Here is a 26,997-nt window from a genome sequence, read left to right on the forward strand (position 1 = left end):
ACCGGAAGACCAAAAGGGTGTGAGGCATGAAATCCAAGGCCGCACTTCATCTCGTGCTGGCGATTCTCCTGGCCACCGTGGCCGGAGGGCTCACCCTGCGCTGGCTGTCCGGGCAGAAGCCCGCGCTGCGGCAGGCCGACATGGCCCCGGTGGAGGTCGCGCCCCCCGTGAAGACCCAGAATCTGGTGGTCGCCGCCAAGGGGCTGGAGCGGGGCCTGCGCCTGTCGCCGGACATGCTCAAAACCGTGCCCTACGATCCGGACCTCGTGCCTCCCCAGTCGTTCGCCAACCCCGACGAGCTGGCGGGCCGCACGCTCTCCCGCAGGCTGTCGCCGGGCGACCCGATCACCGAGGACAAGCTGTTCCCCAAGGGCGCGGCCACGGCCGGGCTGGAGCAGCTCGTGGAGCCGGGCAGGCGTGCGGTCACGGTCAGAGGCTCCAAGGAGCTGGGGGCCGGGGGCTCATCGTCCCGGGCAGCCGGGTGGACGTGATCATGACCATGCAGCGGGAGGAAAGCCCCGACCCGGATGCCCCGGAGATCAAGGAAAGCAAGCTCATTTTGACGGATATCCCGGTTCTGGCCACTGGCACGGAGATGGAGCCCAAGATCGGCAAGGACGGCCGGGAGGAACTCTCCGCCACGGACTATTTCACCCTCCAGGTCACTCCGGCCGAGGCCGAAAAACTGACCTTCGCCGCCAATAACCATGTGCTGTCCTTTGCCCTGCGTTCTCCGGCCGACCGCGACGCCGTGGCCACCTCCGGCGCGGACCTGACCGCCGTCCTGGAACGCCGCGACGCCCCCGGCGCTGACCCGGCATTGGTCGAAGACCCGCCCGTGGAGGTCATCCGGGGACTGTCCAAACGGCATCGCCAGCCCAAGGAAGACACGGTGGAGAGAAAGGTGGCCCCGGGCAGCCGTGAGGCGGCCGGGACATTGCCCGTCGTCCTGTTTCCCACACCGGATGGCGGGGACGGCAAACCGGCGCAAGACAGTGATATCGGCCCCCAGCCGGTCATTCCGTAAACCCAGGAGCACGGACCATGACATCCGCCACGCCACGCACCATCTCCCGGCTCCGGGCCATGACGGTCTGGGCATTGGCCTGGCTCGTGGTCTTTTCCGGCCCGGCCGGGGCCGGGATCATCAGCGCCGCCCCCGCCTCGGTGCGCCCCGCCCAGCGCCTGGAACTGGCCATGGGCAAATCCATCATCTACACCAGCACCCGGGGCGACATCGGCCGGGTGTCCGTGGCCAAGCCCGAGATCGCCAATTTCGTCCTGCTCTCCGGCAAACAGATTTATATCACCGGCGAGGCCCCGGGCATGACCTCGCTGACCGTCTGGGACCGCGCCGACAAGGTCATGGACATCTACGACCTGGATGTGGCCCCGGATGTGACGCGCCTTAAGCGCATGCTCCACGACGTCCTGCCCGACGAGCCGGGGCTTGCGGTCATGGCCTCCCAGGATTCCATCACCCTGGCCGGGTCGGCCAGAAACTCCGAGAACCTCAAGAAGGCCCTGGCCCTGGCCGAGGTCCACGCCCCGGGCAAGGTGGTCAACCTGGTCACCGTGGGCGGGGTGCATCAGGTCATGCTGGAGGTGCGGGTGGCTGAAATGTCCAAGGACATCGCCAACCGCATGGGCATCAACATCAACGCCATCTCCCAGGGCAATTTCGCCTATTCCCTGCTGGGAAGCCTGAGCTCCATCGACGGCACCATGATGGACATCATCAATGCGCAAAACGACTATTTTTATCTGCAAGACGACGATGGCAACGCGGTCTTCCCACCCGTCTCAGCCAAGAGTTCGACCTTCCAGCCCCGTGAGGTGCAGCAAACGGCCACCGTCAGCAGCAACGCCACGGGCGTGGTGCGCTACAACACCAACTACGGCCAGCCCAACAACGTCACCTGGACCGGCGTGGTGGACATCCTCAAGAAAAACGGCCTGGCCAAGATCCTGGCCGAGCCCACCCTGGTGTGCCTGGACGGACAAAAGGCCTATTTCAACGCGGGCGGCCAGATTCCCTACGCCATCTCCAGCGCCTTCAACCAGGGCATCGAATGGAAGGACTACGGCGTGAAGCTGGAGTTCGCCCCCACGGTCCTGGCTGATGAGCGGATAAATCTCGTCTTGCAGCAGGAGGTGTCGGAGATAGACGACAGCATCAGCACCTCCGCCGGGCCGGCCCTTCTGTCCCGCAAGGCCTCCACCACCATCGAGCTTGGCGACGGGCAAAGTTTCGCCATCGCCGGGATGCTCAAGCAGATTTCGGGCGAAAGCCTGGAGAAATTCCCGGCCCTGGGGGACATCCCCATCCTGGGCAGCCTGTTTAAGAGCACCCAGTACACCAACAAGGAAACCGAGTTGGTGATCATCATCACCGCGCACCTGGCCAAGCCCCTGGACAAGTCGGCCATCCGCCTGCCCACGGACAACTACACCCCGCCGGACGACATGGAATTTTTCCTCAACATCGCCCCGAACCCGGTCACGGAAAAAAAGTCCGGTCCCGCCAGGACCGCCGAGGCCAACGGCCTTGACGGACAGTTCGGCGCGGCCCTGCCGCCCGTGGCCCAGGCCCGGGAACTGGCCCAGTGACAGGCCGCGCAGGCCAAGGAGCCCCCATGACCCACGGCACATCCCTCTCCCTCGCCTCGGCCCTTGCGGCCCTTCTGGTCTGCGGGATCGGCGGCTGCAACGATGTGACGCGCAACAGCGACATGCATTTCGGGGAGTCCTTCCATACGGTCTTCGCCAATCAGAAGCTCAACCCCGACGCCGGGGCTGTGGGCACGCCGGTCAGCGGCTACGATGGCCAGAAGGCCGCCAACACCATGGGCCAGTACCAGAACAAGCCGGCCCCCGTTAAGGCCGGGGCCAAGGCCGGGGGGGGGGAGGCATGACCGATGCCGTGCTTTTTACCCCCAAAGACAGCGGAACGTCCGGGAATTAAGCCCGTCTTCCAGGCCGGGGAGCGGTTTTCATCCCCCCGGAAACGGCGTATGTTGTTTTCCACGTGACCTGGTTGAGCGCCGCACCCCGCCGCCTGTCGGCGGTTCCCGCCCGGGACGGGGCCAGCCCTGTCCGGCGTCGCGCCTGCGGCGCAGCGCCGCCAACGAACCAACGCGGATTGCCGCCCCGGCAAAGGGCCATGGCCTGTCGGCGCGACGGTTCCTTTAGGCTCACATGCAGGAAAAGATCGCCGTTGTTTTGGATGTCGCCGACCACGGCGTGCGCGCCGCCTTTGAGCGGTGTCTGGCGGAGTTTGCCGATTTCGAGGTGCTCGGTGCCGCGACGAGCCTGGTCGAATTGGTGGTGCGGGAGGCCGCCTCCGAGGATATCGGGCCGGAGCTCGACGACCTGCGTCCCTTTCTCGACGCCGCGCACGGGGTGGAGGTCTTTTTGGTGGCCCCGCGCCTGTCCACGGACACCCTCATGCAGGCCATGCGGGCCGGGGTGCGCGAATTTTTCCAGGCCGATTCCCCCGAGGACGAAATCCGCATGGCCCTGTGGCGCTTCAAGGAGCGCCGCGACAAGCGTCTGGCCGAACGCCAGGGCCAGAACGGCGCTGCCGCCAGGCAGGGGCGGATCATCAACGTCTTCGGGGCCAAGGGCGGGGTGGGCACCACCACCCTGGCCGTCAACCTGGCCGCCTCCTTTTTATCCGGAAAAAGCGGGGCCATGGTCTCGCTCATGGACATGAACCTGCCCTTTGGCGAGGTGCAGCTTTTCCTGGATCTGCATCCGCGCTACCACTGGGGCGAGATCATCGGCAACATTGCCCGCCTGGACGCCACCTACCTCATGAGCATCGTCTCCCGGCACGCCTCGGGGCTCTACCTCCTGCCGCCCCCCAGCCGCCTGGAGGACTTGCAGATGGCCACCCCGGAGAACATTTCCGCGCTTTTGACCTGCATGCGGTCGCTTTTTGACACCGTGGTCATCGACCTGGGCATGTACCTGGACGAGATCACCCTCAAGGTCATGGACATCTCCGACGACATCGTCCTGGTGTGCGTCCAGAACCTGCCCTGCCTGGCCAACGTGCGCCGGTTCATGGAGAACGTGCGGGGCGTGGAGGGGGAGCTGGTGCAAAAACTCAAGGTGGTGGTCAACAGGCACCTGCCCGAGAGCGACCTGTCCGTGGAGGACATGGAAAAGGCCCTGGGCATCAAGGTCTTCCGCAGGATACAAAACGACTACAAGACCACGCTGGCGGCCATAAACCAGGGCAAAACCCTGGCCGAGATCGCCCCCAAGGCCGAGGTCACCCGGTCCATCGGGGATCTGGCCCGGGCCCTGGTTCCCCCGGGCGAGGCCAAGAAAGGACGCGGACTGTTCGGCCTCCCGTTTTTGTCCGCAGGCAAACGCCAAGGATAACGCCCCATGGACAATTCTCCCCGCCGCGCCATCCGGGGCATGCCCCCCCGCTTCGAGACGCCCGCCGTGACCAAGGATGCGGGCATGGCCGGGGACGAATACTACGAGGTCAAAACACGCATCCATGATCGGCTGATCGACCTGATCGACCTCTCCCTGCTCGATTCCCTCGATCCCGAGGCCCTGGCGGCCGAGATCGGGCGGCTGGTGGAGAAGCTCTTGCGCGAGGAGTTCGGGCAGACCCCGCTTAACCAGGGGGAGCGGGAGCGCCTGATCGGCGAGGTCAAGGACGAGATGCTGGGCCTTGGGCCGCTGGAGCCCTTCCTCAAGGACGATTCCGTCAACGACATCCTGGTCAACTCCTATCGCCAGATCTACGTGGAGCGCAAAGGCAAGCTGGTGCTCACGGGGTCGCGCTTCAAGGACAACTCGCACCTAAAAAAGATCATCGACCGCATCGTCTCCCGGGTGGGCCGCCGGGTGGACGAGTCCGCCCCCATGGTGGACGCGCGCCTTCCCGACGGCTCCCGGGTCAACGCCATCATCCCCCCCCTGGCCATCGACGGCCCGGCCCTGTCCATCCGCAAATTTTCCAAGGACAAGCTCACGGCCCAGGATCTCATCGGTTTCAAGGCCATCACCCCGGACATCGCCGAGGTCTTGCGGGGCATCGTCCTGGCCAGGCTCAACATCCTGATCTCCGGCGGCACGGGTACCGGAAAAACCACCATGCTCAACTGCCTCTCGGGTTTTATTCCCCACGACGAACGCATCGTCACCGTGGAGGACGCCGCCGAGCTGCAACTCAAGCAGGACCATGTGGTGCGCCTGGAGTCGCGGCCGCCCAACATTGAGGGCCGGGGCGAGGTCACCCAGCGCGACCTGGTCAAAAACTGCCTGCGCATGCGCCCGGATCGCATCATCGTGGGCGAGGTGCGCGGGGCCGAGGCCCTGGACATGCTCCAGGCCATGAACACCGGCCATGACGGCTCCCTGGCCACCATCCACGCCAACAGCCCCCGCGACGCGCTTATGCGCCTGGAAACCCTGGTGGCCATGGCCGGTCTGGCCATCTCGCCGCTGTCGCTGAAGCGCTACATCGCCTCGGCTGTGGACGTGATCGTGCAGATCGCCCGGTTTTCCGACGGCTCGCGCAAGCTGACGAGCTTTCAGGAGATCACCGGCATGGAGGGCGAGGTCATCACCATGCAGGAGATCTTCGCCTTCGAGCAGCGCGGGCTGACCCCGGACGCCCGGGTCAAGGGCGCATTTTTGTCCCGGGGCATCCGCCCGAAGTTCGCCTCCAAGTTCGAGGCCAAGGGGATCAAGCTCCCAGAGACCATCTTCGACCCCAGGAACGTGGTGGAGGTCTAGGGCCGCTGCACAACGCAGGATGACGGCGCCTGTCCCGGGCGGGCGGTTGCGCCCCCCCTCACCCCCAACCGCACGCCGCCGCGCCGGGAGGCCCAGCCCACATGCCGACCCTTCTATCCGTTCTGGTCCTTGCGGCCTTCGCCTACCTGGCCGTGGCCACGGTTCTGGTCTGGCACGCCCGGGGCCGAGCCGAAAAAGACCGCCTGTCGCGCCGGTTGTCCGAACTGACCGGGCGCGAGCCTGACGCGGCCCCCCTGGACATCGTCAAAAAACATCAGTTGAGCGCCGTGCCCTGGCTGGACACGGCCCTGTCCCGGCAACGCTGGACTTCGGCCGTGGACCGCATGTTGGCCCAGGCCGACATCCGTGCCCCGCTTGGGGTGTTCGTGCTGTCCTCCCTGGTTTTGGCCGTGTTCGGAGCGGTCTTTGTCCAGACGGCCACCCGGAATACGATCCTGGCCGGTCTCGCGTCCGCCGCCCTGGCGGCCCTGCCCTTTTGGTGGATACGCCTCAAGCGCAAGCGGCGCATGGCCCACTTCGAAAAACAGCTCCCCGAGGCCCTGGACCTGGTGGCCCGGGCGCTCAAGGCCGGGCATACCTTCAACAGCGGCATGGCCATGGTGGGGCAGGAGTTCGGCGATCCCATCCGCATGGAGTTCGGCAAGACCCTGGAGGAGATCAATTTCGGGGTGACCCTCATGGAGGCCCTGGACAACATCATGGACCGGGTGGACTGCCCGGACCTCAATTTCTTCGTGGTGTCGCTGAAGATCCAGAGTGAGACCGGCGGCAATCTGGCCGAGATCGTGGAGAACATTTCGTCGCTTATCCGGGAGCGGTTCAAGCTGCGCGGGCGCATCCGCATCCTGTCCGCCGAGGGCCGTTTTGCGGCGCTGGTGCTGTCGCTGATGCCCTTTGGCGTGGCCGGCGCCATTTACGCCAGCAACCCCAGCTACATCATGCTGTTGGTCGACGACCCCCTGGGCCGGATGATTTTGTGGACCTGCGGCGGCATGATGCTTTTCGGCATTCTCGTGATGCGCAAGATGATCCGCATCGCGGTCTGAACGACCGCGCAAAAAAAGCGAGGCCATTTTCGTGGACGCAACGCTCCTGGCCGCCCTGGCCGTGGCCATGCTGGCCCATCTGACGGTGTTCGCCCTGGTTCTCGGCGTCTTCGCCCACCTGGAGGAGTTGCGCCGCCGCCGGGAGATCATGGGCCGCACCCTGGGACTCACCCCCAATGACGCGACCCGGCGACGTCCCGGCGCCCTGGGCTGGCTGGCAGGCTTTTTCTTGTCTGCGGCCGAGTCCTTCGGGCGCAAGGTCCAGCCCTCCAAGGCCGAGGACATCTCCGCCACCAAGGCCACCCTCCTGCACGCCGGGTTTCGCGGCCAAAACGCCGTGGAGATCTATTGGGGCATAAAAATCGGCATGGCCCTGCTCGGGATCGGCCTGGCGGCGGCCCTGGTTTTGGTGGTCATGCCCACCATGCGTCCGGAATACAAGTTCGTCGTCGGCGCGGGCGTTGTGGCGGTTTTTTTCTACACCCCGGGCCTGATTCTCAACCATCTGGTGACCAAACGGCAGCGGGCCATCCAGAACGGACTGCCCGACGCCCTGGACCTCCTGGTGGTGTGCGTGGAGGCGGGCATGGGCCTGGACGGGGCCATCCAGCGGGTGGGGATGGAACTGGCCCACAAGGAGCCGGTCTTAAGCTCCGAACTGAGGCTTCTGACCCTGGAGCTTCGGGCCGGAAAATCCCGTCGCGAGGCCCTCAAAAACCTGGCCACCCGGGTGGGTCTGGAGGATGTGGGCAGTCTGGTGGCGCTGCTCATCCAGGCCGACATGTTCGGCACGAGCATCGCCCAGACCCTGCGGGTCTACGCCGACGCCATGCGCACCAAGCGGTTCCAGCGGGCCGAGGAGATCGCGGCCAAGCTGCCGGTCAAACTGCTCATGCCCTTGGTCTTTTTCATCTTCCCCACGCTTTTGCTGATCATTCTCGGCCCGGCCGCCATCCGGCTCATGGCCATGTTTTCCCACACCCATAAATAGGCCCCAAAACGGTTCGCAGGCGTTCTCCGAGGGGGAAGGCCCTTGTCAAAGGCCCGTCGCCAAAACGATTTACAACCGCAACGTTCTTGGGTAGGCCTTGATGTACTGTCACGGTTGGCAAAACGATGCCATGCCACGATGATTCGCTTTGGCGTCATGAACGCGCCGCAGACGGCGCACAGGCGGGATGATTCCCTCAGGGAAACATACCGTCTTCGGGAGGAGGCACCCATGTCGCTTGGCAAGAAATTTCTCAAAAGCAAGCCCATATGCAAGGTCACTTTTACAGTGGACAAGGAACTGGCCAAGGACGCCGTGACCGTGTCCCTGGTGGGTGAGTTCAACGGTTGGGAGACCGGGGCCACGCTTTTGAAAAAGCAGAAAAATGGGAATTTCTCCGTCACCTTGGACCTGGAAACGGGTCGGGAATATCAGTTTCGCTACCTCATCGACGACACCACCTGGATAAGCGATCCGGCAGCGGACAAATATGCCTTCAGCCCCTTCGGCGATTGCGACAACTCCGTGGTCGCGCTCTAGCGCCGTAGTTGGTGCAGGCCGGGGGCGCGGGGGGGCGTAGGGCGGCTGCCCCGGGCCGTGTCCGGAGGATTTTCCGCCGCGGCGGCCCAGGCGGACATCGGCGTACGCCGGGTGCGCGTCTCGGAAGGCCGCCGCCGCGATCATGGCCGCCTGCGGACGTTTCGCGCGGCATCCGATTCCTTTGCATTTCAGGACCGTGGCCCCGCAGGCTTGCCCGGGGACAGGGCTTGGGCTAGTGTGCCGCAAAACGCGCCCCGGCGCGAAGGAGCGGCACGGCGCATGGAACTTTTGCAGGCCATCCAAACCCGGCGAAGCATCCGGCACTTCACCCCCGAACCGGTCCCCGTCGCGGACATCCTGACCGTCCTGGACGCCGGACGATGCGCGCCCAGCGGCCAGAACAAGCAGCCCTGGCGGTTTCTGGCCGTGCGCGGAGACGATTCCCGTCGGGAGATCCTGGCCGGGCACACGGCCTATTCCCGTATCCTGCGCGAGGCGGCCTTTGTCGTGGCCGTGTTTCTGGACCGCCAGGCCGCCTACCACCCGGTCAAGGACCATCAGGGGATCGGGGCCTGCCTGCAGAACATGCTCCTGGCCGCCCATGCCCTGGGGCTTGGGGCGGTGTGGATCGGAGAGATCATCAATCACGAGCCGGACGTCACCCGGGCCCTTGGCCTCGACGCCGAGCGGTACGCGCTTATGGCCGTGGTGGCCGCCGGACATCCGGCCAAACCCGGGAGCAGCACCCGCAGGCCCCTGGAGGAGTTGCTTTTGGAACCGTTGCACGGAGACGAGGCATGAAGGTCGAGACGTTTCCCCTGGGCCCCTTGCAGACCAACAGTTACCTGGCCTGCGCGGGCGGATTGGCCGCCGCCTTCGACGTGGGCGGCGATCCGGCCCCCATGCTGGATTATCTGCGGAAAAACAGCCTGACTCTGACCCACATCCTGGCCACCCACCTGCACTGCGACCATCTCTACGGCGTGGCCGCGCTGGCCGGGGCCACGGGCGCGCCGGTGTGGGCCAGCCCGGCGGACAGGTTCCTCATGGACACGGAGCTTGGCGGCGGAGGGCTTATGGGGCTGCCCCTGGTTGCGCCGTTTACGTTTACGGACGCCTCGCCGGGCGAGGCCGTATTGGCCGGACGGACCTGCCGCATCCTGACCACTCCGGGCCACAGCCCGGGCGGGCTGTCGTTTTATTTCCCCGACGACGGCGTGGTCTTCGTGGGCGATCTGTTGTTTTCCAGGTCCGTGGGCCGCACGGATTTCCCGGGCGGCGATTCCGACGTGCTCCTGGCCTCGGTGAAGGAGCGCATCTTCACCCTGCCCGGGGACACGGCGGTCTATCCCGGCCACGGCCCGGCCACCACGGTGGCCGAGGAACGGCGGCACAATCCTTTTTTTTCGGAGTTCGCATGAACGCGCCGCGTCCTGATGCTGTCGGAGGGCAGTCCGCTTCCCCGGCGGCCCCGGTGGTGGTCCTGTGTTGCAGTCCCCGGGCCGGGGGCAACTCGGATCTGGCCGGGCAGGCCGTGGCCCGGGGGGTTCTGGCCGCCGGGGGGGAGAGCCGCACGTATTATTTGCGCGAGCACTGCGTGTTGCCGTGCGTGGGCTGCGGGGCCTGCGCCGCAAGCCCGGGCCATCGTTGCGTGCTCGGCGACAAGGACGACGCCGAGACCCTGTTTGCGGCCATGCGCTACGCCTCGGCCATCGTCCTGGCCTCGCCCATCTATTTCTACCATGTCCCGGCGGGCCTCAAGGCCCTCATCGACCGGGGGCAGCGCTTTCATGCCGCCGTGCCTCCGGCTGCGGGCGCGGAGGGCGGCGATGCGGCGGACAGGCCCGAGGTGCACGTCATCCTGGTGTCCGGGCGCAAGAAGGGGGCGAAGCTTTTTGACGGGGCGCTTTTGAGCCTGAAGTATTTTTTCGAGCCCATGGGCCTGGCCCTGGCCGAGCCCACGCTGCTTCGCGGCTACGACGCGGCCGGGGATCTGTCCGCTGACACGACGGTGGGGGCCCGGCTGGCCTGGCGGGGCGGGGAGTTGTGGCGGGAGCTTGCGGCGCGAAAGATGGCCGGTTGATCCGGAGGGGGCATGGCCTTTGTGCGACGCCTGCTTGCCGCCGTGTCCTGGCGCGACCTGCTTTCCAGGCGGTGCCGGGTGTGCGGCGATCCGGTCCCGCCAGGGCCGGATGGCAGGGCGTCGGCCACGGCGGACTGGCCCCCGCGCGGCCTGTGCCCGGCCTGCGCCAAGAGCCTTTCCCCCAGGCGGGGCGGGTTTTGTCCCCGGTGCGGGGCCATGGAGGCGGACCCGGCGGACGACCCCGACCTGTGCGCCGCCTGTCTGCTCGAACCCAGGCCCTTTTCGGCCCTGGCCTTCCACGCCCCCTACGGCGGGCTTTTACGAGACATGATCCTCGCCTTCAAGTTCGGGGAACGCCCGCAGTACGGGGCCGTGTTGCGCGATCTTTTCCTTTTGGCCTTTGAGCGGGCCGCCGCCCGGGGCGTCCGGGAGGGTGGCACGGCGCCCGCCACGCCACATGCGCCAGTCGCGCCAATTGCGCCAATTGCACCGGACGTGGTGATCCCCGTCCCCCTGTATCCCCGGCGGCTGGCCTGGCGGGGATTCAATCAAAGCCTGGAACTGGCCCGGCCCCTGGCCCGGAAGTACGGCTGGCCCGTCGATGCCCAGGCGCTGTCGCGCATCCGCGACACCCGCCCCCAAAGCACCCTGTCCGGCCGGTTGCGGCGGGAAAACATCCGGGGGGCCTTTGCCGCCGACCCCGCCCGCGTCCGGGGCAAAACCGCGCTTTTGACCGACGACGTCATGACCACCGGGGCCACGGTGGAGGCCGCCGCCCGGGCCCTGCTGGCGGCCGGGGCCAGCCGGGTGGACGTGCTGGTGCTGGCCAGATGACCCCGGCCGCCCTTGGGCGGCTGGACAATTTTATGAATGAGGTTAACCTGTATCGACAGGGATCGTGCGCCATACTCCCCTGTCCATTCCAGGAGTTGCCGTTTCACTTCGCATACGTACCGGTAGGATAAGGTGTCGCCATGCCCCAGACAGCACTCGGAACCCGCTTCGCATCCCCCGCACGCAGCCCCGAAAACGAACTCGACCGCCAATACGCCATCATCACCAACCAGCAGATTCCGCAATTGCTTGATGCCGTCCCCATCATCGTCATGGTGCTCAACGGCAACCGCCAGGTGGTCTTCGGCAACAGGATGTTCCTGCAGGCCGTGGGCGCGCGCGATGTGCGGGAGATGCTCGGCAAACGTCCCGGCGAGGCCTTTGGCTGCATCCATTCCGATCTGACGCCCGGGGGCTGCGGCACCACGGAGTTTTGCGTGGAGTGCGGCGCGGTGCGCTCCGTACTCAAGGGACTGCGCGGCGAGTGGAACGTCATGGAGTGCAACATCAACCGCGAGGCCGCCCTGGGCGGCGGGGCGGAGTCGCTGGACCTTCGGGTGTGTTCCGCGCCGTATACGGTCAAGGGGGAGACGTTTGTGGTCTTTTCCATCACCGACGTAAGCCACGAGAAGCGCCGCCGCATCCTGGAACGTATCTTTTTCCACGACATCTTAAACACCCTGGGGGGCATCAAGGGCATCCTGGAATTCGTCAAGGAGGAGGCCCCGGAGCACCTGCGGGAGGATGCCGAACTCATCCACGGGGCCATGATCTCCCTGTCCGAGGAGATCGTCAGCCAGAAACAGCTTCTGGCCGCCGAAAGCAACGAACTAGACGTCAATGTCATCGATCTCTCCGCCATGGACATTCTGGAGGTGTTGCAGCGCACCTTCCGCAATACGGACGAGGCGAAAAACCGGCGGCTGGTGATCGATGCCGGGGCGCAGCAGGCGGAGTTTCGCAGCGACTATGCGCTGTTGAAGCGGGTTTTGGGAAACATGATCAAAAACGCCCTGGAAGGGACGCCGTCCGGGGGGGCCGTGACCATAAGCGCCACGGTTCTCGGGGGCTGGATCACCTTTTCGGTCCACAATCCGGGGTTTATCCCGCGCAAGGTCCAGTTGCACCTGTTTAACCGGTCCTTCTCCACCAAGGGCGCGGGCCGGGGCCTGGGCACCTATTCCATGAAGCTTCTGGCCGAACGCTACCTGGACGGCGAGGTGGGGTTTTCCACCTCCGAGGAGGAAGGGACCACGTTTTTCGTGCGCCTGCCGCTTAAGGGGCCGGAGTGATGTCCGGGCCGTCTCGCGGCGACGCGCAAAAAAGCGGGAGAGGGCATGGCCCCCTCCCGCTTTTCCTTTTCTCGCCGCAGGGTGACGGTTCGCGCCTTCCCCGGCGGGGCTATTCCACACCCATCAGAAGGAGCAGGGCTCCGGTGGGCGCGGGCACGGCGGCGCCGGGCGCGGCCGTTTCGATGCGGTTGTTGTGCGTGTCGGCCACGTAGAGCGCGCCCGACGGGCTCACGGTCAGCCCCATGGGATAGGAAAACTGTCCGTCCGCCCATCCCTCCGCCGTTCCAGTCGATCCCCCGCCGTAGACCGTCCAGTTCCCCGAGGTGTCCCGGACCTGGACGCGGTTGTTGTAGGCGTCGGCCACATAGATCTTCCCGGCGGCGTCCGCGGCCACGGCCAGGGGCTGTATGAACTGGCCGGGATTTGTCCCCTCCGATCCGATAGCCGTCCAGACGCCGGAGGTGTCGCGGATCTGGATGCGGTTGTTGCCGGTGTCGGCCACGTAGATCCTCCCGGCGGCGTCCACGAAGATGCCGGTGGGCCCGGTGAATTCTCCGGTCCCCTGGCCGGACGAGCCCATGGCCGTCCAGACGCCCGAGGTGTCGCGGACCTGGAGGCGGTTGTTGATCGTGTCGGCCACGTAGACGTTCCCGGCGGTGTCCGTGGCCACGCCGCAGGGCATCATGAACTCTCCGACCCCGGAGCCCAGCGTTCCGTCGCTGGTCCAGTTGCCTGCGGGGTCCCGGGTCTGGATGCGGCAGTTGGAGGAGTCGGCGACGTGGATCGTGCCGTCGGCGCGGCAGGCCACGCCTTGCGGTCCTATGAACTGCCCGGGGTCCGTGCCGTAGGATCCGATGGCCGTCCAGACGCCGGAGGCGCTGCGGACCTGGATGCGGGCGTTGCCCATTTCGGCCACGCAGAGCCTTCCCGCGCTGTCCGCGGACAGGCCAACCGGGGTGTCGAAGAAGCCGGGCAGCGAACTGCTCCCGCCCCAGAACACGGGCCACACGCCCACGGTGTCCTTCGTTCCGGCCTGGACGCTGAGCGAGGCGACCACGTAGATGCCCCCCGCGCCGTCCAGGGCGATGCCCGTGGGAGAATTGAAAAAGGATGTGTCGGATGTGTCCGCGCCGCCGTAGACCGTCCATGTCCCCCCGGCGTCGCGTATCTGGACCCGGTTGTTGTAGGAGTCGGCCACGTAGAGGGCCCCGGCGGCGTCCGCCGCCACGCCGGCCGGCCAGATGAACTGCCCGGCGCCTGTGCCGTAGGAACCGTAGGACGTCCAGTTCCCCCCGGTGTCGCGGACCTGGATGCGGTTGTTGCTGGTGTCGGCCACGTAGAGGGCCCCCGAGGCGTCCAGGGCCAGGCCCACGGGACTCTCGAACGCGCCCAGGCCGCTCCCCGGGCCACCGATGGTCGTCCACGACCCTCCGGTGTCGCGGACCTGGAGGCGGTTGTTATTGGTGTCGGCCACGTAGAGGTTGCCCGTAGCGTCCAGCACAAGGCCCAGGGGCCTGTCGAACTGCCCGGCGGCCGTGCCCGTGGAGCCGATCCGGGACCATGCTCCGGCGCTGTCCCGCACTAAGATGACGTCGTTGTCGCCGTCCGGGACGTAGATCGTTCCGGAGGCGGACACGGCGATGGCGCGGGAGTCGGTAAAGCCGCCGACGGAGGCGTCGGGACCGCTCAGCGTGGTCCATGTCCCGGAAGCGTCGCGCTTCTCGATTTCGTTGTAGGTGGCGTTGACGATGTAGAACGCGCCGTCGGCGGAGCGGGTGATGCCTGTCGTTTTTCCTGCCCCGAAGGTGTAGTTCGGGGCGTCGGCCGGGGCCAGACGGGTGAAGGTCAGATCGGATGCCGCCATGGCCGCCGATGCGCACAGGATGAAGGCCATGATGAATTGTGAAAAAAGAAGATGGCGAATCCTTGCATGTTGCATGACATACTCCTTGCCGAAAAAATGAATACGCACCGGTCATTTTTGCCGAGCATCATGCGCTACGGAAAGGAGAATTCCTTTCCTGGCACGCTGCAAAGGGAACACGACGCCTGGGCAGCTTCGGAAAAAAAACAGACGCCTGCGGCCGTGACCCTGGACGGATCGGCATGCGCCGCTCAGGCCGGTGGCATGCGCCGCGCCGCCTTGCCCTGGAGACGTCGGATGTCCATGGCCGTGTGCGGGATATCTCGATGGTCAGGAGTAGTGTGGTTAAAAATAACTACACGCATGCCTTGTCCAGAGAAAAGAATGCTGCGCTGTCAGAAACAGATGTAGTTAAAAATAACTACATGAGAAATTGCAACCTATAGCGACCATACATGACGTCCGGCCAGGAACATCTCTGGTCGAATTTCTATCCTTGATTCAAAAGTATTGTCAATATACGTTGTGTTGTTTTGGAGATGAGTCGATCATGAGGTCTCGCTCGGCGCAGGTATCGTCGAGGTGGTTGGCGAGCTGCTTTCCAATCGCCGGGCTATCCGAAGGCCCGCAGTATCCCGACCAGGGCCGCCAGAATGACCGGAATCTCCTCCCCCTCGTCCTGGGCCAGGGCCCGGGCCAGCCGTTCAAGGGCGTGTTCCAGAAGGAAACAGTGAAACATGGTCCACAAGGTTTCGTCGGAGGTCGGGACGAACGCCGCGCCCGCCGCCTCCTTCCGGTAGCCCGACCACAAGGCCGAAGCCGCTGTGAAGGCCAGGGACTCCACCCACGGGCCCAGGGCGGCGGCGTCGCTCTGACGTTCGCGGCACAGCCTCGCCGCGCCGACATGGGCCGCGAAAAACATGGACAGGCACATCCCGGCCACGTCGCGCAGCGGCGACCGCTTGATGCGCCGTTCGCTGACAGGCTTGTCCGTGTCGCCCTCGAAATCCCCGAACACGAAGTCCTTGCCGGTGTACAGCACCCGGGAAAGCGTCAGATCCCCGTGCAGCCGGGTTTTCACGGTGACGAACTTGCCTGCCGCAAAGCGGGAGAACACCCCGAGCATGGCCTTTTCCGAGGCCATGACCTCCCGGGCCAAAGCCGCATCCTCGTCGCCGAGCCCGGCCAGACGGCCTCGCAGGGCGGCCAGGGTGCGCCTGGCCAGGTTGCGCATGGATTGGTAAGCCGAGCGCTGGTAGAGCAGGGAAAAGGGCTCCGGCGCGAAACGTGCGTCCGTGGCGTCGGCGGCCAGGGCCAGATGCATCTGGGCGATGCGTTTCCCCAGGAGGTCGAGCATCTCCAGGTGAAAGTGCCCCAGGCGTCGGGCCAGAATCCGGGCCGCCTCGCGCGGCGGGGCCGCGTGCAGCGTGATGGGAGCAGGCGGGTTCCCCGCCGCCTCCGGGCCGGAGGCCAGGACGTTCTCCAGGGCCCGGGCCATGCCCTCGGCCACCAGGTCGAAGGCCGGGGTTGCGCCAAAGGCATGGGAGGTCAGAAGGGCCAGGACCGTGGCCTCCTCCTTGTGCGGGCGATGGCGCAGGACCGCATACGGAACCGGCGCATGGTCGCGGCAGGCGCTTTTGGCCAGAAATTCCAGAAGCTCCACCTCGTGATGCGGCCCCGGCTCCACCCGGGCGTACGTTTTGAGCGCCCAGGCGTTGTCCGCCGCCACGACCATGTTGCCGCGGGCGTCGCGGGAAAAACGGGACGGCGCGCCAACGGCCACAGCCGGACGGGCCCGGGACAGGGGCGTAACCGACAGTTCCTCCTGCCCGGCCAGGGCCTTCCGTCCCCGGACCATAGCCGTACAAAAGGCTGTCCGGGCCGCGCTTACGGCAAAGCCGTTGACTAAAAGGGCCTGCTCCCCGGCCAGACGGCCCCGGGCGGCCACGGCCCCGGGATATTCCCCGGCCAGCCGCGTTCCGGCCTCGCCCCGGCTCAGGGTCAGAAGCAGGGGCAGGGTCACCGGCGACCCCTGCCTGGCGTACACGGCGGCCAGCACCAGCCAGACCGGGTCGTCGCCCCCGGGCAGGACATGGACGGCGGCCGTCTCCACCCGCAACAGGCCGGACAGTTCGGGGAAAAGCCGGGGCAGATAGACGGGGAGCACCCGTTCCGCCAGGGTGCGGTGGAAACGCCGTCCCACCTCGCCGCTGTCGATTTCGGGAAGCTCCACCTCGGGGGGCGTCCAGCGGCTGCGGCCGCGCCGTCCGCGCCGCATGCCGTCCGCGTCCGGCGTCCGGGGCGGCGTCAGGCGGAACCAGAAATAGCTGTGGAAGCCCATGGGCAGCACATAGGGCGTGTCGCGGATGACCGGGAAGCGGGTGTTGCCGAAGACCTCCACGGGTTCGTCCCCGGCGTAGGCCGACAGGTCCATCTCCGCCACCTGGGCGTAGCGCGACAGGTTGACCACCACCAGGATGACCTCGTCGTCCAGACGGCGCACGAAGGACAAGACCTTGGGGTTGCCCGGCAAAACGAACTCCATGCTCCCCCGGCCCAGGCAGCGCAGGCGCTTGCGCATGGCGATGACCCGGCGCATCCACCACAGAAACGAGGTCAGGTTGTGTTCCTGGTTCTCCACATTGACGGCCTGGTAGTGGTATTCCGGATCGATGACCACGGGCAGGTACAGGCTGTGGGGATTGGCCCGGGAGAACCCGGCGTTTTTGTCCGGGCTCCACTGCATGGGCGTGCGCACCCCGTCCCGGTCGCCCAGGTGGAAGTTGTCGCCCATGCCGATCTCGTCGCCGTAATAGATGATGGGCGTGCCGGGGAAGGAAAACAGGATGAAGTTGATCAGCTCCAGCCGCCGCCGGTTGTTTAGCATAAGCGGGGCCAGCCTGCGCCGGATGCCCAGGTTGATGCGGGCCCGGGCGTCCTTGGCGTAGACCCGGTACATGTAGTCGCGCTCCTCGTCGCTGACCATCTCCAGGGTCAGTTCGTCGTGGTTGCGCAAAAACATGGCCCACTGGGAGGTCTCGGGGATGGCCGGGGTCTGCTCGAAAATGTCGATCAGGGGGAAGCGGTCCTCCATCATCAGCGACATGAAGATGCGCGGCATGATGGGGAAGTGGAAGGCCATGTTGCATTCGTCGCCGCGCCCGGCCCCGAAATAGGCCGCCGCGTCCTCGGGCCATTGGTTGGCCTCGGCCAAAAGCATGCGGCCCGGGTAATTTTCGTCCACATGGGCCCGCAGTTCGCGCAAAAAGGCGTGGGTCTCGGGCAGGTTCTCGCAGTTGGTCCCGTCGCGCTCGAAAAGATACGGCACGGCGTCCAGGCGCAATCCGTCCACGCCCATGGACAGCCAGAAGTCGAGGATCCGCAGCATCTCCTTTTTGACCCGGGGATTGTCGAAATTGAGATCCGGCTGGTGGGAATAAAACCGGTGCCAATAGTAGGCCTTGGCCTCGTGGTCGAAGGTCCAGTTGGATTGTTCGAAGTCCTTGAAGATGATCCGGGCGTCGGGGTAGCGATCGGGGGTGTCGGAAAAGACGTAGAAATCGCGCGCCGCCGAACCGGGTTTGGCCCTGCGGGCGGCCTGGAACCAGGGGTGCTGATCCGAGGTGTGGTTTAAGACCAGTTCCGTGATGACCTTCATGCCCCGGGCGTGGGCCGCGCGCAAAAAGGCCCGGAACTCCGCAAGCGTCCCGTAGTCGGGATGGATGTCCCGGTAGTCGGCGATGTCGTAGCCGTCGTCGCGCCGGGGCGAGGGATAAAACGGCAGAAGCCATATGGCCGTGATCCCCAGCCGCTCCAGGTGGTCCAGGCGGCTGGTCAGGCCTGCGAAATCTCCGATGCCGTCGCCGTTTGCGTCCATGAAGGCCTTGATGTGCACTTCGTAGATGACCGCATCCTTGTACCACTGCGCGTCTGTCTCGCTTCCCGGTGTGCTTTGCGTCGTCATGGCCCGTCCTCGTCTCGCATGTTGCGGCGCTGGCCTTTTCCTGGCTTGCCGAGTGTCATCCTTCCCTCGTTTTCCCCCAGGCGTCAAGGCGGCGGGGCTTTGCGCGGAAGGCTGCCCGCCGGGTGAAAAACCCGCTTGATTGTTTGCCCGGCATCTGGTTTGTCTTTCTTCCCATGATCGTCAAACTGACCCTGGATAACTTCCTGGCCCACGGCGCAAGCGTCTTCGAATTCGCCCCGGGCCTAAACGTCCTCACCGGTCCCAACAACACCGGAAAATCCGCCGTGGTCGAGGCCCTGCGCTGCCTGGCCGAAAACCCCATCCCCAAGCACGTCATCCGCCATGGGGCCAAGGAGGCCCGGGTGACCGTGGAGCTTTCCGACGGAACCCGCGTAGCCTGGGTCAGAAAGCCGAAATACGCCGTCTACGAGCTTACCCCGCCCGGGGCCTCCGAGCCCCAGACCTACGCCAAGTTCAACCGCACCCCGCCCGAGGACGTCCTGGCCGCCCTGCGACTGAACCTCGTCCCCGTGGAAGGATCGGACGACATCGACGTGCATCTGGGCAACCAGCGCGAACCCGTGTTTCTGCTCGGCAAGCCCGGGTCGGTCATGGCCTCGTTTTTCGCCGCGTCCTCGGAAAGCGCCCACCTGATCGCCATGCAGAACCTGCTCACGGACAAGGTGCGCAAGGCCAAAAACGAGAAGCGCCGCCTGGAGGCCGCCGCCGACGCCGCCCGCCGCGACCTGGACCGCCTGTCCCGCCTGCCGGACCTGGAATGCGCCCTGGAGGTCGGACGCGACACGGAAGACCGGCTTGCCGTCCTGGCCCGGGACATCCCGGCCCTTCAAACCGTCCTTTCGCGCCGCGAAAGTCTCAAACGCCGTCTGGCCGCCCTGGCCGCCAGGACGGCCGCCCTGCAAACGCTTGCGCCAGCCCCGCAGCCCTTTGCCGTGGCCCCGTTGGCCCGCGTCGTCGAGAGGCAGACGGCGTTTCTCCGGTCGCGGGAACAGGCCGCCTCCCGCATCACGGCCCTGGCCGCCCTGGCCGCGCCGCCGACCCTGGCCGCCACCGCCGCCATGGACCGTCTGGCCGCCGACATGGCCCACGTCCGGGCCGCCCACCGCCGCATGTCCCGAAAATCCGCCGCCCTGGCCGTCCTGGCCCCGGCCCCCGAGGTCTTTCCCGTGGCCGCCCTGGCCGATCACCTGGCCGCACGCCGGGCCCTGGCCGCCAAAATGACGCGTCTGGAAAAGTCGCTTGCCCGGCGCGAACACCTTTCGCCGCCCCCGGAGGCCCAAAGCGCCGCGCCCCTGGCCGCCCTGGTGCGGGACATGCGCGCCCTGCGCCAGCGCCGGGATGCCGCCGCCGACGTCCTGGCCGGACGCGACGCGCGTCTGGCCAGCCTGCATACGGATATCGAGGCCCGCCTGGGGCAGGTGGGCGTGTGCCCCTTGTGCGGCGGCGATCTGCGTCCCGAAACCTTTCTCGACGCCCCCCGGCGCGCCACTTAGGCCCCAAGGATCGCTCATGGAACTGCCGCGCCGCACCACCTGCGGGGTGCTCGTCATCCCCGACCCCCATGTGGCCGCCACCCCTCCCGGGCACCGCCTGGAGGGCTATACCGATCAGGTCATGGACAAGCTGGCCTATTGCCTGGACTACGCCGCCGCCCATGACCTCATCCCCCTTTTCCTCGGCGATCTCTTCCACTGGCCGCGCGAGAATCCCAACACCCTGCTGGTGCGCCTGATCGACCTTTTCCGGCCGCATGCGCCCTATACCCTGGTGGGCAACCACGACAAATACCAGGCCCGGTTCACCTCCGACACCTCCCTGGCCGTGCTCGCCGCCGCAGGCGTGGTGCGGCTTTTGGACGAACCCGGTCCCTTTTTGCGCATCGACACGCCCACCGGGCAGGCCATCCTGGGCGCGTCCCCCGACGCCACCCCCATCCCCCTGTCCTTCGACCATGCCGACGGCCTGGAAACCGCGTGGTTCACCCACCACAACATCAGTTTTCCCGAATTCAAGGACCGCTTCCAGCACATCCGCGAGATCCCCGGGGTCACCTGGCTGATAAACGGCCACATCCACCGGCCCCAGCCCTCGGTCACGTCCGGTTGCACCACCTGGGTCAACCCCGGCAACATCACCCGGCTTTCCTTCACCCCCCGCTCCCGCGACCGCATCCCGGCCGCCGCCATCTGGCGGCCCGGCTGCACCGAACTGGAAAAAGTCCCCCTGCCGTGCCTGCCCTTCAACGAGGTCTTTCCCGACGCCGATTTTCCGCCGGAAGAAAACAACATCCCCCAGACCGAATCCCGGTTCCTCCTGGGGCTCGAACGCCTGGCCATGCGCCGCACCGCCGAGGGCGCGGGACTCAAAACCTTCCTCCAGGCCAACCTGAATCCCGAAAATCCCGAGACCAGCCTCATCTGGGAACTCTACCGCGAGGTCACCCATGCCGAAAACGCCGAATAGCCCCTTCGACGACCAGGGGTTGGAAAAGGAACTGGCCAGCCTCAAGGCCGACTACGTCAAATTACGTGATGAAAAGGTCCGGGCCGAGCAAGACCTGGCCAACCTCACCGCGCAACTCGCGGAACTGGAAACAAAGGCCCTGGCCGAGTACGGCACCGCCGACCCGGACGAACTGGCCCGGCTGCTCGAATCCAAACGGCAGGAAAATGCTGCCCTGGTCGCCGATTACCGCAACCATATCCAGGCCGTGCGCCAGGAACTTGACGCCATCGACAGGGATTTCGGAGAATAGGAGGCGGGGAGGGGGCGTCGCCCCCTCCCGAGGTCTTCTCACATCAGAGCATCGTAAAGGATGATTCATGCAACAGTTTCCCGGCTCGGGGTGTATCGTCGAATTCATGCACGGCAACGAGCCGCAGTTGGCCTGGGTACTGGAGGAGACGGGCGGTCGGCTGCGCCTGTACACGATCAACAAGCGTGAGATGAAGCTGCCTGCGGCCCGGGTGTTGCCGTGGGTGGGGCCGTGCGATGCGTCGGTACGCGAGCGTGGCGGAATGTTGGAGCGGCTCTCCGCCTGCGAGACAAGGCGGGCCAAGGCGGCCTCGGAAGTGGACGCCATGGAGATATGGGAGCTGGCCCAGGGCGAGGTAAGCGAGGAGACGGTGGGCTGGTTTGCCGGGCTTGTGTGGGAGTCGCCGGGCTTTGACCAGGTGGCGGGCCTGGGGCGGGCCCTTTTGGCCTGCAAGACGCATTTCAAATTTCATCCGCCGAAATTCGAGGTCTATCCGGCCGAGGTGGTGGAGCGGCGGCTCGTGGAGCAGGCGGCGGCGCTTGAACGGGAGCGGGTGGTCACGGCCGGGCAGGGGTTTTTCAAGGACTTGTGGACGGCCTGGGCCTCGGGAACGGGCCGGGACTCGGCCAGACTGGCGGCCCGGCTCGACCCCGAGGCGGCGGACAAGCTGCGCGAGCTTCTGCTTGGGCTGGTGGCCGATCCGGAGAATGCCGATCTGGCGGTGCTGTGGGGGACGCTGCGCAAGGGCCTGCCCGAGCATCCCTTTTTGCCCCTGGTTTTGGCCGAGCAGTGGGGAGTGGTGCCGCCGCACTATAATTATCTCCTGGATCAGGCCGGATATGAGGCCGGCGACGGCTGGTCCGGGCGTTTTGATGGCGAGATCGAGGCCATGCGCCAGGCCTGTGCGGACACGATCCGCGACCCCGAGCCCATCCCCTTCGTCAGTGTGGATTCGCCCACGACCCGGGACATCGACGACGCCTTTCATGTCGAGCCCCTGCCGGACGACGGATTTTTGCTGCGCCTGGCCTTGGCCGATCCGGCCTCGGGGTGGCGTTTCGACGGCCCCCTGGACCGGGCCGTGGCCCGCCGGGCCAGCAGCATCTATCTGCCCGAGGGCACAAGCCACATGATGCCCGAAGCCTTTGCCTCCGATCTGTATTCGCTTGTGGAGGCGTCGCCGCGTCCGGCCCTGATCATGGAATGGAACCTGGATGCGGCGGGCGCGCCCCGGGATTTTTCCATGCGTTCTTCCGTGGCGGCGGTTTCCAACCGGACCTACGCCGATGTGGAGGCGGAACTGGCCACGGGCGCGCCGGGCCAAAGCGTGGCCTTGGCTGCACGCCTGTCCGGTCTGTTGCGCGGTCGCCGGGTGGCCGCCGGGGCGGCCATCATCGAGCGCAGCGAACCCGATGTGGTCCTGGTCGGGCCGCCCGACGACCCGCAGGTGGAGCTTGCGCCTTCGGATGCCTATCCCAACGCCCAGCTTTTGGTCAGCGAACTCATGATTCTGGCCAATTCCTCGGCCGCCGCCTTTGCCGCCGTGCAGGGGTTTCCGCTTTTGTTCCGCACCCAGGACGCCGTGTTGCCCAAGGAGTTGGCCGGGGTCTGGAGTCGCCCCGAGGACATCCACCACGTGGTCAAGCACCTGCCGCCCACCAGCCTGGAACTCGCCCCCCGGCCCCACGCGGCCATCGGGGCCAAGGCCTACGCCACGGTGACCTCGCCGCTTCGCCGCTATGTGGATCTGGTCAACCTGGCCCAGTTGCGCCAGTTTCTGGCCGCCGGAAGGCCCAAATGGTCCCGGGCCGAACTGGAGCAACGCCTGCCGGACATCTGCGCCCAGACCGAGGCGGCCGGGCGCATCCAGCGTTTTCGGCCCCGCTATTGGAAGCTGTTGCACATCCGGCAGCAGTGTCGGGTCAGGACGTGGACCGGCGTCGTCGTGGAGGCCGCCGGGGCCTTCGTCACCCTGGCGCTTCCGGATTTCCAGATCTACGTGCGCGCCAACCGCGAACAACTTGGCGAAAAAATTCGTCCCGGACAGCCCTTCGCCTTGCGCCTGGGCAAGGTGGACCCGCTGACCAACGAACTGCGGGTGCTGGAAGCCACGGAGATGGAAGCGGAATAGCGGGGAGGGGGCGTCGCCCCCTCCCCGCGCCCCACCCCTGCCCGGGGGGAATGATTCCCCCCGGTCCCCCCCGACGGGGGCGCGGGGCGAAGCCGCTAAAAGTTTTGGGAGGGGAGGGCGCCCCTCCCTGGCCGCCGGAGGCCATCTGGGAGGATGAGAACTATGGACGCATTGAAGGAACTGCAGGATGAACGCCGGGGACTTGAGCGGCGGCTGGACCGGTTGTCGGGCGTGGCGGCGTCCCGGGCCCGGGAATTTTTGGAGGTCGGCGAGGCGCAACGCGGGGTGGAGGCGTTTTTGGAGCTGGCCCCGGGCGCGGCGTCACGGCTGGAGGTCTTGACGGGGGAGCTTTTCGGGGAGGTGATGGACGACATCGAGGTGAACCTGACGCACGCCGTGCGCGAGATACTGGCCCAGGATCGGGAGGTGAAGGCCCGGCGGGAGGTGAAGGGGAACCGGTTGTCGATCCATTTCGAGATGATCAACCAGGGCGGCCCCGAGGACATCCTGTCCGGGCAGGGGGGCTCGGTGTGCAACATCATGTCCGTGGGACTCCGGCTTCTGGCCTTGTCACAGCTTGACCCAGGGCGGCACCGGCCGTTTCTGGTCTTGGACGAGCAGGACTGCTGGCTGCGGCCGGACCTGATCCCCCGTTTCGCCAAGCTGATCCGCAAGATCGGCGACCGGCTGGGGTTTCAGGTGCTTTACATCAGCCACCACCCGGTGGACCATTTCATGGGCGAGGCGGCCAAGGTGTTTTTGTTGCGCCAAAGCCGCGAGACAGGGGTGGCGGTGGATGTGTTGTTGGATCGGACGGCGGATGCGGCCGGGCGAGAGGTATAGGAACGCGACATGGAGCTCCATGCAACTTTTTTCACAAGAAGATACAGGGGCGAGGAGTTCCTTGAAATCCGCATAAATGTATGTTGCAGGGGGTCATGAAGGTGTCGAATGCGGCGGGGGGGTATTTTTTTGCAAAAGAGCGGATGCCCTCTTGATTTTTTCCGGTCACTTTGTTGATATCGATACCGCTGGCATGACCCGAGTGGTCGGCCCGTGGCGTCCCGGGGGGGAGACGGCCTCGGATCGGGCCGGGCAGACCGCGCCGGGAACCATTGTCGTCGGCCGTGTGCCCTCGTAGTTTCGCTACGTACCGACATTCCACGAGATGTGAATCGGTCCATGGGCCGCACCGTTGGCAGGAGGCGGTCCAGGGATTTTTTTCCGAATGAACAGGAGGAGTGTATGTCCAAGCAAGCGATCATGGCCTGGGAGGACTTGGCGCTGGGAGCGGCTATTTTGAAGCCGGGCAACGCCAAGGAACTCAGGACCGGGGACTGGCGGAGCATGAAGCCCAAACTGGATGAGGAAAAGTGCATCAAGTGCGCGCTGTGCGCCATGTACTGTCCCGAGTTCTGCATCAGCGTAAATGCTGAGGGCTTTTATCATCCGGATTTCTATTTTTGCAAGGGATGCGGAGTCTGCGCCAATGAATGTCCCAAGGAAGCCATCACGATGGTCAAGGAGGGCGAGTAATGGGCAAGCGCGTCGGACTTGAAGTGTCCCTGGCCGTGGCCGAAGCGGTGAAACTTGCCAATGTGGATGTCGTATCCGCCTATCCGATCACTCCTCAGACGCATATAGTGGAAGAGCTTTCCATATACGTAGCCAACGGCGAACTGGACGCGGAGTTCATCCCCGTGGAGTCCGAGCATTCGGCCATGAGCGCGGCTCTGGGCGCGGCCACCGCCGGGGCCCGGGTGTATACCGCCACGGCCTCCCAGGGCCTGGCGCTCATGCATGAGATCCTGTTCATCGTCTCGGGCATGCGCATGCCCCTGGTGATGACCGTGGCCAACCGGGCCTTGTCCGCGCCCATCAGCATCTGGAACGACCACGGCGACATCATGGCCGAGCGCGACATCGGCTGGGTGCAGATCTTTGCGGAAAACGGCCAGGAGGCCCTGGACCTGACCTTGTGCGCCTTCAAGATCGCCGAGGACAAGCGGGTGCTTTTGCCGATGATCGTCAACATCGACGGCTTCACCCTAAGCCACGTCATCGAGCCGGTGATCATCCCGGACCATGCCGAGGTGGACGCCTTTTTGCCGCCGTATACGCCGGTGCTCAGGCTGGACACGGAAAATCCCGTGACCTTTGGGCCGGTGGGCGTGCCTGAAATGTATACCGAGGCCCGCAAGCAGCTGGAGCAGGCCATCATCGGGTCGAAACCCGTGGTGGAAGAGGTGCTGGACGGATTCGGCGCGGCCTTCGACCGCCACTACAAGCTGGTGGAGCAAAACGGCAAGCCCGGGGCCAAGACCCGGTTTGTGACCATGGGGTCTTTGGGCGAGACGTGCATGACGGCGGTGGACGAGCTTGTGGCCGAGGGCCAGGATGCGGGGCAGACGCGCATCCGGCTGTGGCGGCCGTTCCCGGAGGAGGAGTTCCTGGCGGCCTGCGCCGGGGCCGAAAGGCTGGTGGTCATCGACCGGGCCCTGTCGCCCGGCGCGGTGTGCGGGCCGGTGGCCTCGGAGCTCAAAAGCCTTTTCTACGGACGCCCGGACGCTCCCGAGATCGTCAACCTCGTCGCGGGCCTGGGCGGACGCGACGTGACCGTCCGGGAATTCAAGGAAATGTTCGCCATGGCCGTTTCCGGAAAGCTTTCCGGCAACTATACGATGTGGGGGGTGGAAAGCCATGCTTCGTGACGTCGACTTAAGCGGCTATGAGAAAATCACCGCCAAGAATATTCCCTGGGAGAAGTTCATCACCTCCGGGCACCGGGCCTGCCAGGGCTGCGCCGAGGTGTTGGCCATGGGCATGGTGATGAAGGCGGCCGGTCCCGAGACCATCGTGTGCAACGCCACGGGCTGCATGGAGATCATCACCTCGCCTTTTCCCCAGTCGGCCTGGTCGGTGCCCTGGCTGCATGTGGCCTTCGAGAACGTGGCGGCCGTGGCCTCGGGCGTGGAGTCGGCCAACCGGGCGCTTGAGCGCAAGGGGAAGCTGAAAAAGCGGCCCAAGGTCATTGCCTTTGCGGGCGACGGCGGCACGGCGGACATCGGGATGCAGGCCTTGTCCGGGGCGCTCGAGCGCGGACACGACTTCGTCTACGTGTGCCTGGACAACGAGGCCTACATGAATACCGGCATCCAGCGGTCGAGCTCCACGCCGTATGGGGCCATGACCACCACCTCGCCTCCGGGACGCAAAAGCATCGGCCAGCACACCTGGAAAAAGAACATGGCCATGATCGCCGCGGCCCATGAGATTCCGTATGTGGCCACGGCCAGCCCGGCCTACCATCTGGACCTGATGAACAAGGTGCGCAAGGCCCTGACCGTGGAAGGCCCGGCGTACCTGCACATCTTCGCCACCTGTCCCACGGGTTGGCGCAGCGACCCGGCCAAGAGCGTGGAACTGTGCCGCCTGGCGGTGCAGTCCAAGGTGTTTCCGCTCTATGAAGTGGTCGGCGGCCGCTACATCATCACCCAGAAGGTGAAAAAGCCCAAGCCGGTGACGGAGTATTTCAAGTTGCAACGGCGCTTCCGGCACCTGACGCCGGATTCGGTGGAATACATCCAAAAGCGCGTGGAAGAGGAATATGCCCGCCTGGAGGCCTTCGAAAAGGCCACCGCCCCCCTGGAAGAGGTGTCCGAGCCGTCCACGGAGTCCTAGGCGCGAGG

General features: G+C 65.8%; 22 protein-coding genes and 1 pseudogene. 21 read left to right on the forward strand and 2 right to left on the reverse strand.

Translation table 11 applies throughout. The features are described from left to right. Window positions 1–26: 26 nt before the first annotated feature. From cpaB to GD606_RS18095, 13 genes and pseudogenes are all read left to right on the forward strand, one after another. Window positions 27–1,027: pseudogene (gene cpaB / locus GD606_RS20650) on the forward strand (Flp pilus assembly protein CpaB). 17 nt (window positions 1,028–1,044) lie between these two features. After that, window positions 1,045–2,610, forward strand: coding sequence for a type II and III secretion system protein family protein (locus GD606_RS18040; protein WP_246298875.1), 1,566 nt, complete (start codon window positions 1,045–1,047; stop codon window positions 2,608–2,610). A gap of 26 nt (window positions 2,611–2,636) precedes the next feature. Next, window positions 2,637–2,915, forward strand: a complete 279-nt coding sequence (locus tag GD606_RS18045; protein WP_176629344.1) for a hypothetical protein — start codon at window positions 2,637–2,639, stop codon at window positions 2,913–2,915. Window positions 2,916–3,198: 283 nt separating this feature from the next. Further along, window positions 3,199–4,392: a CpaE/TadZ family protein gene (locus GD606_RS18050; protein WP_163301768.1), complete on the forward strand. Its 1,194-nt coding sequence runs from the start codon at window positions 3,199–3,201 to the stop codon at window positions 4,390–4,392. Window positions 4,393–4,431: 39 nt separating this feature from the next. Further along, window positions 4,432–5,766 (forward strand): TadA family conjugal transfer-associated ATPase, encoded by a 1,335-nt coding sequence (locus GD606_RS18055; protein ID WP_246299106.1) that lies wholly within the window; start codon window positions 4,432–4,434, stop codon window positions 5,764–5,766. A gap of 101 nt (window positions 5,767–5,867) precedes the next feature. Further along, on the forward strand, window positions 5,868–6,833 hold the full coding sequence (locus tag GD606_RS18060) for a type II secretion system F family protein (RefSeq protein WP_163301770.1): 966 nt from the start codon (window positions 5,868–5,870) through the stop codon (window positions 6,831–6,833). A 31-nt stretch (window positions 6,834–6,864) separates the two neighbouring features. Then, complete coding sequence (locus GD606_RS18065) at window positions 6,865–7,824, forward strand: type II secretion system F family protein (RefSeq protein WP_246298877.1); 960 nt, start codon at window positions 6,865–6,867, stop codon at window positions 7,822–7,824. 231 nt (window positions 7,825–8,055) lie between these two features. Further along, complete coding sequence (locus GD606_RS18070; RefSeq protein ID WP_163301771.1) at window positions 8,056–8,364, forward strand: isoamylase early set domain-containing protein; 309 nt, start codon at window positions 8,056–8,058, stop codon at window positions 8,362–8,364. A 279-nt stretch (window positions 8,365–8,643) separates the two neighbouring features. Further along, a complete protein-coding gene (locus tag GD606_RS18075; protein WP_163301772.1) occupies window positions 8,644–9,165 on the forward strand; it encodes a nitroreductase family protein in 522 nt (173 codons plus the stop codon). After that, window positions 9,162–9,785 (forward strand): MBL fold metallo-hydrolase, encoded by a 624-nt coding sequence (locus tag GD606_RS18080; protein WP_163301773.1) that lies wholly within the window; start codon window positions 9,162–9,164, stop codon window positions 9,783–9,785. Before GD606_RS18075 ends, GD606_RS18080 begins: the two co-directional genes overlap by 4 nt. After that, window positions 9,782–10,447 (forward strand): flavodoxin family protein, encoded by a 666-nt coding sequence (locus tag GD606_RS18085; protein ID WP_163301774.1) that lies wholly within the window; start codon window positions 9,782–9,784, stop codon window positions 10,445–10,447. The genes GD606_RS18080 and GD606_RS18085 overlap by 4 nt, the downstream gene beginning before the upstream one ends. Window positions 10,448–10,459: 12 nt before the next feature. Next, window positions 10,460–11,281 (forward strand): ComFC family protein, encoded by an 822-nt coding sequence (locus GD606_RS18090; protein WP_163301775.1) that lies wholly within the window; start codon window positions 10,460–10,462, stop codon window positions 11,279–11,281. 140 nt (window positions 11,282–11,421) lie between these two features. Next, window positions 11,422–12,573 (forward strand): sensor histidine kinase, encoded by a 1,152-nt coding sequence (locus tag GD606_RS18095; RefSeq protein WP_163301776.1) that lies wholly within the window; start codon window positions 11,422–11,424, stop codon window positions 12,571–12,573. Window positions 12,574–12,682: 109 nt separating this feature from the next. Here GD606_RS18095 and GD606_RS18100 read toward each other — a convergent pair whose 3' ends face one another. Together GD606_RS18100 and treS are read right to left on the reverse strand one after the other, a co-directional pair. Next, window positions 12,683–14,512, reverse strand: a complete 1,830-nt coding sequence (locus GD606_RS18100; RefSeq protein ID WP_163301777.1) for an NHL repeat-containing protein — start codon at window positions 14,510–14,512, stop codon at window positions 12,683–12,685. Window positions 14,513–15,050: 538 nt separating this feature from the next. Beyond that, window positions 15,051–18,401, reverse strand: coding sequence for a maltose alpha-D-glucosyltransferase (treS, locus tag GD606_RS18105; RefSeq protein WP_163301778.1), 3,351 nt, complete (start codon window positions 18,399–18,401; stop codon window positions 15,051–15,053). A gap of 122 nt (window positions 18,402–18,523) precedes the next feature. On the opposite strand from treS, the gene GD606_RS20815 reads away from it, so the two are divergent. The 8 genes from GD606_RS20815 (at window position 18,524) to porB (ending at window position 26,989) form a co-directional block, all read left to right on the forward strand. After that, window positions 18,524–19,915 (forward strand): AAA family ATPase, encoded by a 1,392-nt coding sequence (locus GD606_RS20815; protein ID WP_281362011.1) that lies wholly within the window; start codon window positions 18,524–18,526, stop codon window positions 19,913–19,915. Between the two features lie 16 nt (window positions 19,916–19,931). Continuing rightward, window positions 19,932–20,885, forward strand: a complete 954-nt coding sequence (locus GD606_RS18115) for a metallophosphoesterase (RefSeq protein ID WP_163301779.1) — start codon at window positions 19,932–19,934, stop codon at window positions 20,883–20,885. After that, window positions 20,866–21,177 (forward strand): hypothetical protein, encoded by a 312-nt coding sequence (locus GD606_RS18120; RefSeq protein ID WP_163301780.1) that lies wholly within the window; start codon window positions 20,866–20,868, stop codon window positions 21,175–21,177. Before GD606_RS18115 ends, GD606_RS18120 begins: the two co-directional genes overlap by 20 nt. A 67-nt stretch (window positions 21,178–21,244) precedes the next feature. Then, a complete protein-coding gene (locus tag GD606_RS18125) occupies window positions 21,245–23,308 on the forward strand; it encodes a ribonuclease catalytic domain-containing protein (protein WP_163301781.1) in 2,064 nt (687 codons plus the stop codon). A gap of 162 nt (window positions 23,309–23,470) precedes the next feature. Further along, a complete protein-coding gene (locus GD606_RS18130; protein WP_374190866.1) occupies window positions 23,471–24,151 on the forward strand; it encodes a hypothetical protein in 681 nt (226 codons plus the stop codon). Between the two features lie 402 nt (window positions 24,152–24,553). Continuing rightward, window positions 24,554–24,844, forward strand: coding sequence for a 4Fe-4S binding protein (locus tag GD606_RS18135; RefSeq protein ID WP_163301783.1), 291 nt, complete (start codon window positions 24,554–24,556; stop codon window positions 24,842–24,844). Then, the gene (porA, locus tag GD606_RS18140; RefSeq protein WP_163301784.1) at window positions 24,844–26,019 is read left to right on the forward strand and encodes a pyruvate ferredoxin oxidoreductase; all 1,176 of its coding nucleotides are present in this window, start codon (window positions 24,844–24,846) and stop codon (window positions 26,017–26,019) included. The genes GD606_RS18135 and porA overlap by 1 nt, the downstream gene beginning before the upstream one ends. Then, complete coding sequence (gene porB / locus GD606_RS18145; protein ID WP_163301785.1) at window positions 26,009–26,989, forward strand: pyruvate synthase subunit PorB; 981 nt, start codon at window positions 26,009–26,011, stop codon at window positions 26,987–26,989. Before porA ends, porB begins: the two co-directional genes overlap by 11 nt. The last annotated feature ends 8 nt before the right edge of the window (window positions 26,990–26,997 follow it).

Origin of the sequence: Desulfolutivibrio sulfodismutans DSM 3696 (assembly GCF_013376455.1) — a bacterium.
Taxonomy (GTDB): Bacteria; Desulfobacterota; Desulfovibrionia; order Desulfovibrionales; family Desulfovibrionaceae; genus Desulfolutivibrio; species Desulfolutivibrio sulfodismutans.

Coding starts and splice junctions, on each gene's coding strand:
- porA (WP_163301784.1), top strand. CDS start 24,844: ATGGGCAAGCGCGTCGGACTTGAAGTGTCCCTGGCCGTGGCCGAAGCG.
- treS (WP_163301778.1), bottom strand. CDS start 18,401: ATGACGACGCAAAGCACACCGGGAAGCGAGACAGACGCGCAGTGGTAC.
- GD606_RS18135 (WP_163301783.1), top strand. CDS start 24,554: ATGTCCAAGCAAGCGATCATGGCCTGGGAGGACTTGGCGCTGGGAGCG.
- GD606_RS18050 (WP_163301768.1), top strand. CDS start 3,199: ATGCAGGAAAAGATCGCCGTTGTTTTGGATGTCGCCGACCACGGCGTG.
- GD606_RS18120 (WP_163301780.1), top strand. CDS start 20,866: ATGCCGAAAACGCCGAATAGCCCCTTCGACGACCAGGGGTTGGAAAAG.
- GD606_RS18040 (WP_246298875.1), top strand. CDS start 1,045: ATGACATCCGCCACGCCACGCACCATCTCCCGGCTCCGGGCCATGACG.
- GD606_RS18070 (WP_163301771.1), top strand. CDS start 8,056: ATGTCGCTTGGCAAGAAATTTCTCAAAAGCAAGCCCATATGCAAGGTC.
- GD606_RS18125 (WP_163301781.1), top strand. CDS start 21,245: ATGCAACAGTTTCCCGGCTCGGGGTGTATCGTCGAATTCATGCACGGC.
- GD606_RS18045 (WP_176629344.1), top strand. CDS start 2,637: ATGACCCACGGCACATCCCTCTCCCTCGCCTCGGCCCTTGCGGCCCTT.
- GD606_RS18100 (WP_163301777.1), bottom strand. CDS start 14,512: ATGCAACATGCAAGGATTCGCCATCTTCTTTTTTCACAATTCATCATG.
- GD606_RS18115 (WP_163301779.1), top strand. CDS start 19,932: ATGGAACTGCCGCGCCGCACCACCTGCGGGGTGCTCGTCATCCCCGAC.
- GD606_RS18055 (WP_246299106.1), top strand. CDS start 4,432: ATGCCCCCCCGCTTCGAGACGCCCGCCGTGACCAAGGATGCGGGCATG.
- porB (WP_163301785.1), top strand. CDS start 26,009: ATGCTTCGTGACGTCGACTTAAGCGGCTATGAGAAAATCACCGCCAAG.
- GD606_RS18095 (WP_163301776.1), top strand. CDS start 11,422: ATGCCCCAGACAGCACTCGGAACCCGCTTCGCATCCCCCGCACGCAGC.
- GD606_RS18085 (WP_163301774.1), top strand. CDS start 9,782: ATGAACGCGCCGCGTCCTGATGCTGTCGGAGGGCAGTCCGCTTCCCCG.
- GD606_RS18130 (WP_374190866.1), top strand. CDS start 23,471: ATGGACGCATTGAAGGAACTGCAGGATGAACGCCGGGGACTTGAGCGG.
- GD606_RS18060 (WP_163301770.1), top strand. CDS start 5,868: ATGCCGACCCTTCTATCCGTTCTGGTCCTTGCGGCCTTCGCCTACCTG.
- GD606_RS18075 (WP_163301772.1), top strand. CDS start 8,644: ATGGAACTTTTGCAGGCCATCCAAACCCGGCGAAGCATCCGGCACTTC.
- GD606_RS18090 (WP_163301775.1), top strand. CDS start 10,460: ATGGCCTTTGTGCGACGCCTGCTTGCCGCCGTGTCCTGGCGCGACCTG.
- GD606_RS18080 (WP_163301773.1), top strand. CDS start 9,162: ATGAAGGTCGAGACGTTTCCCCTGGGCCCCTTGCAGACCAACAGTTAC.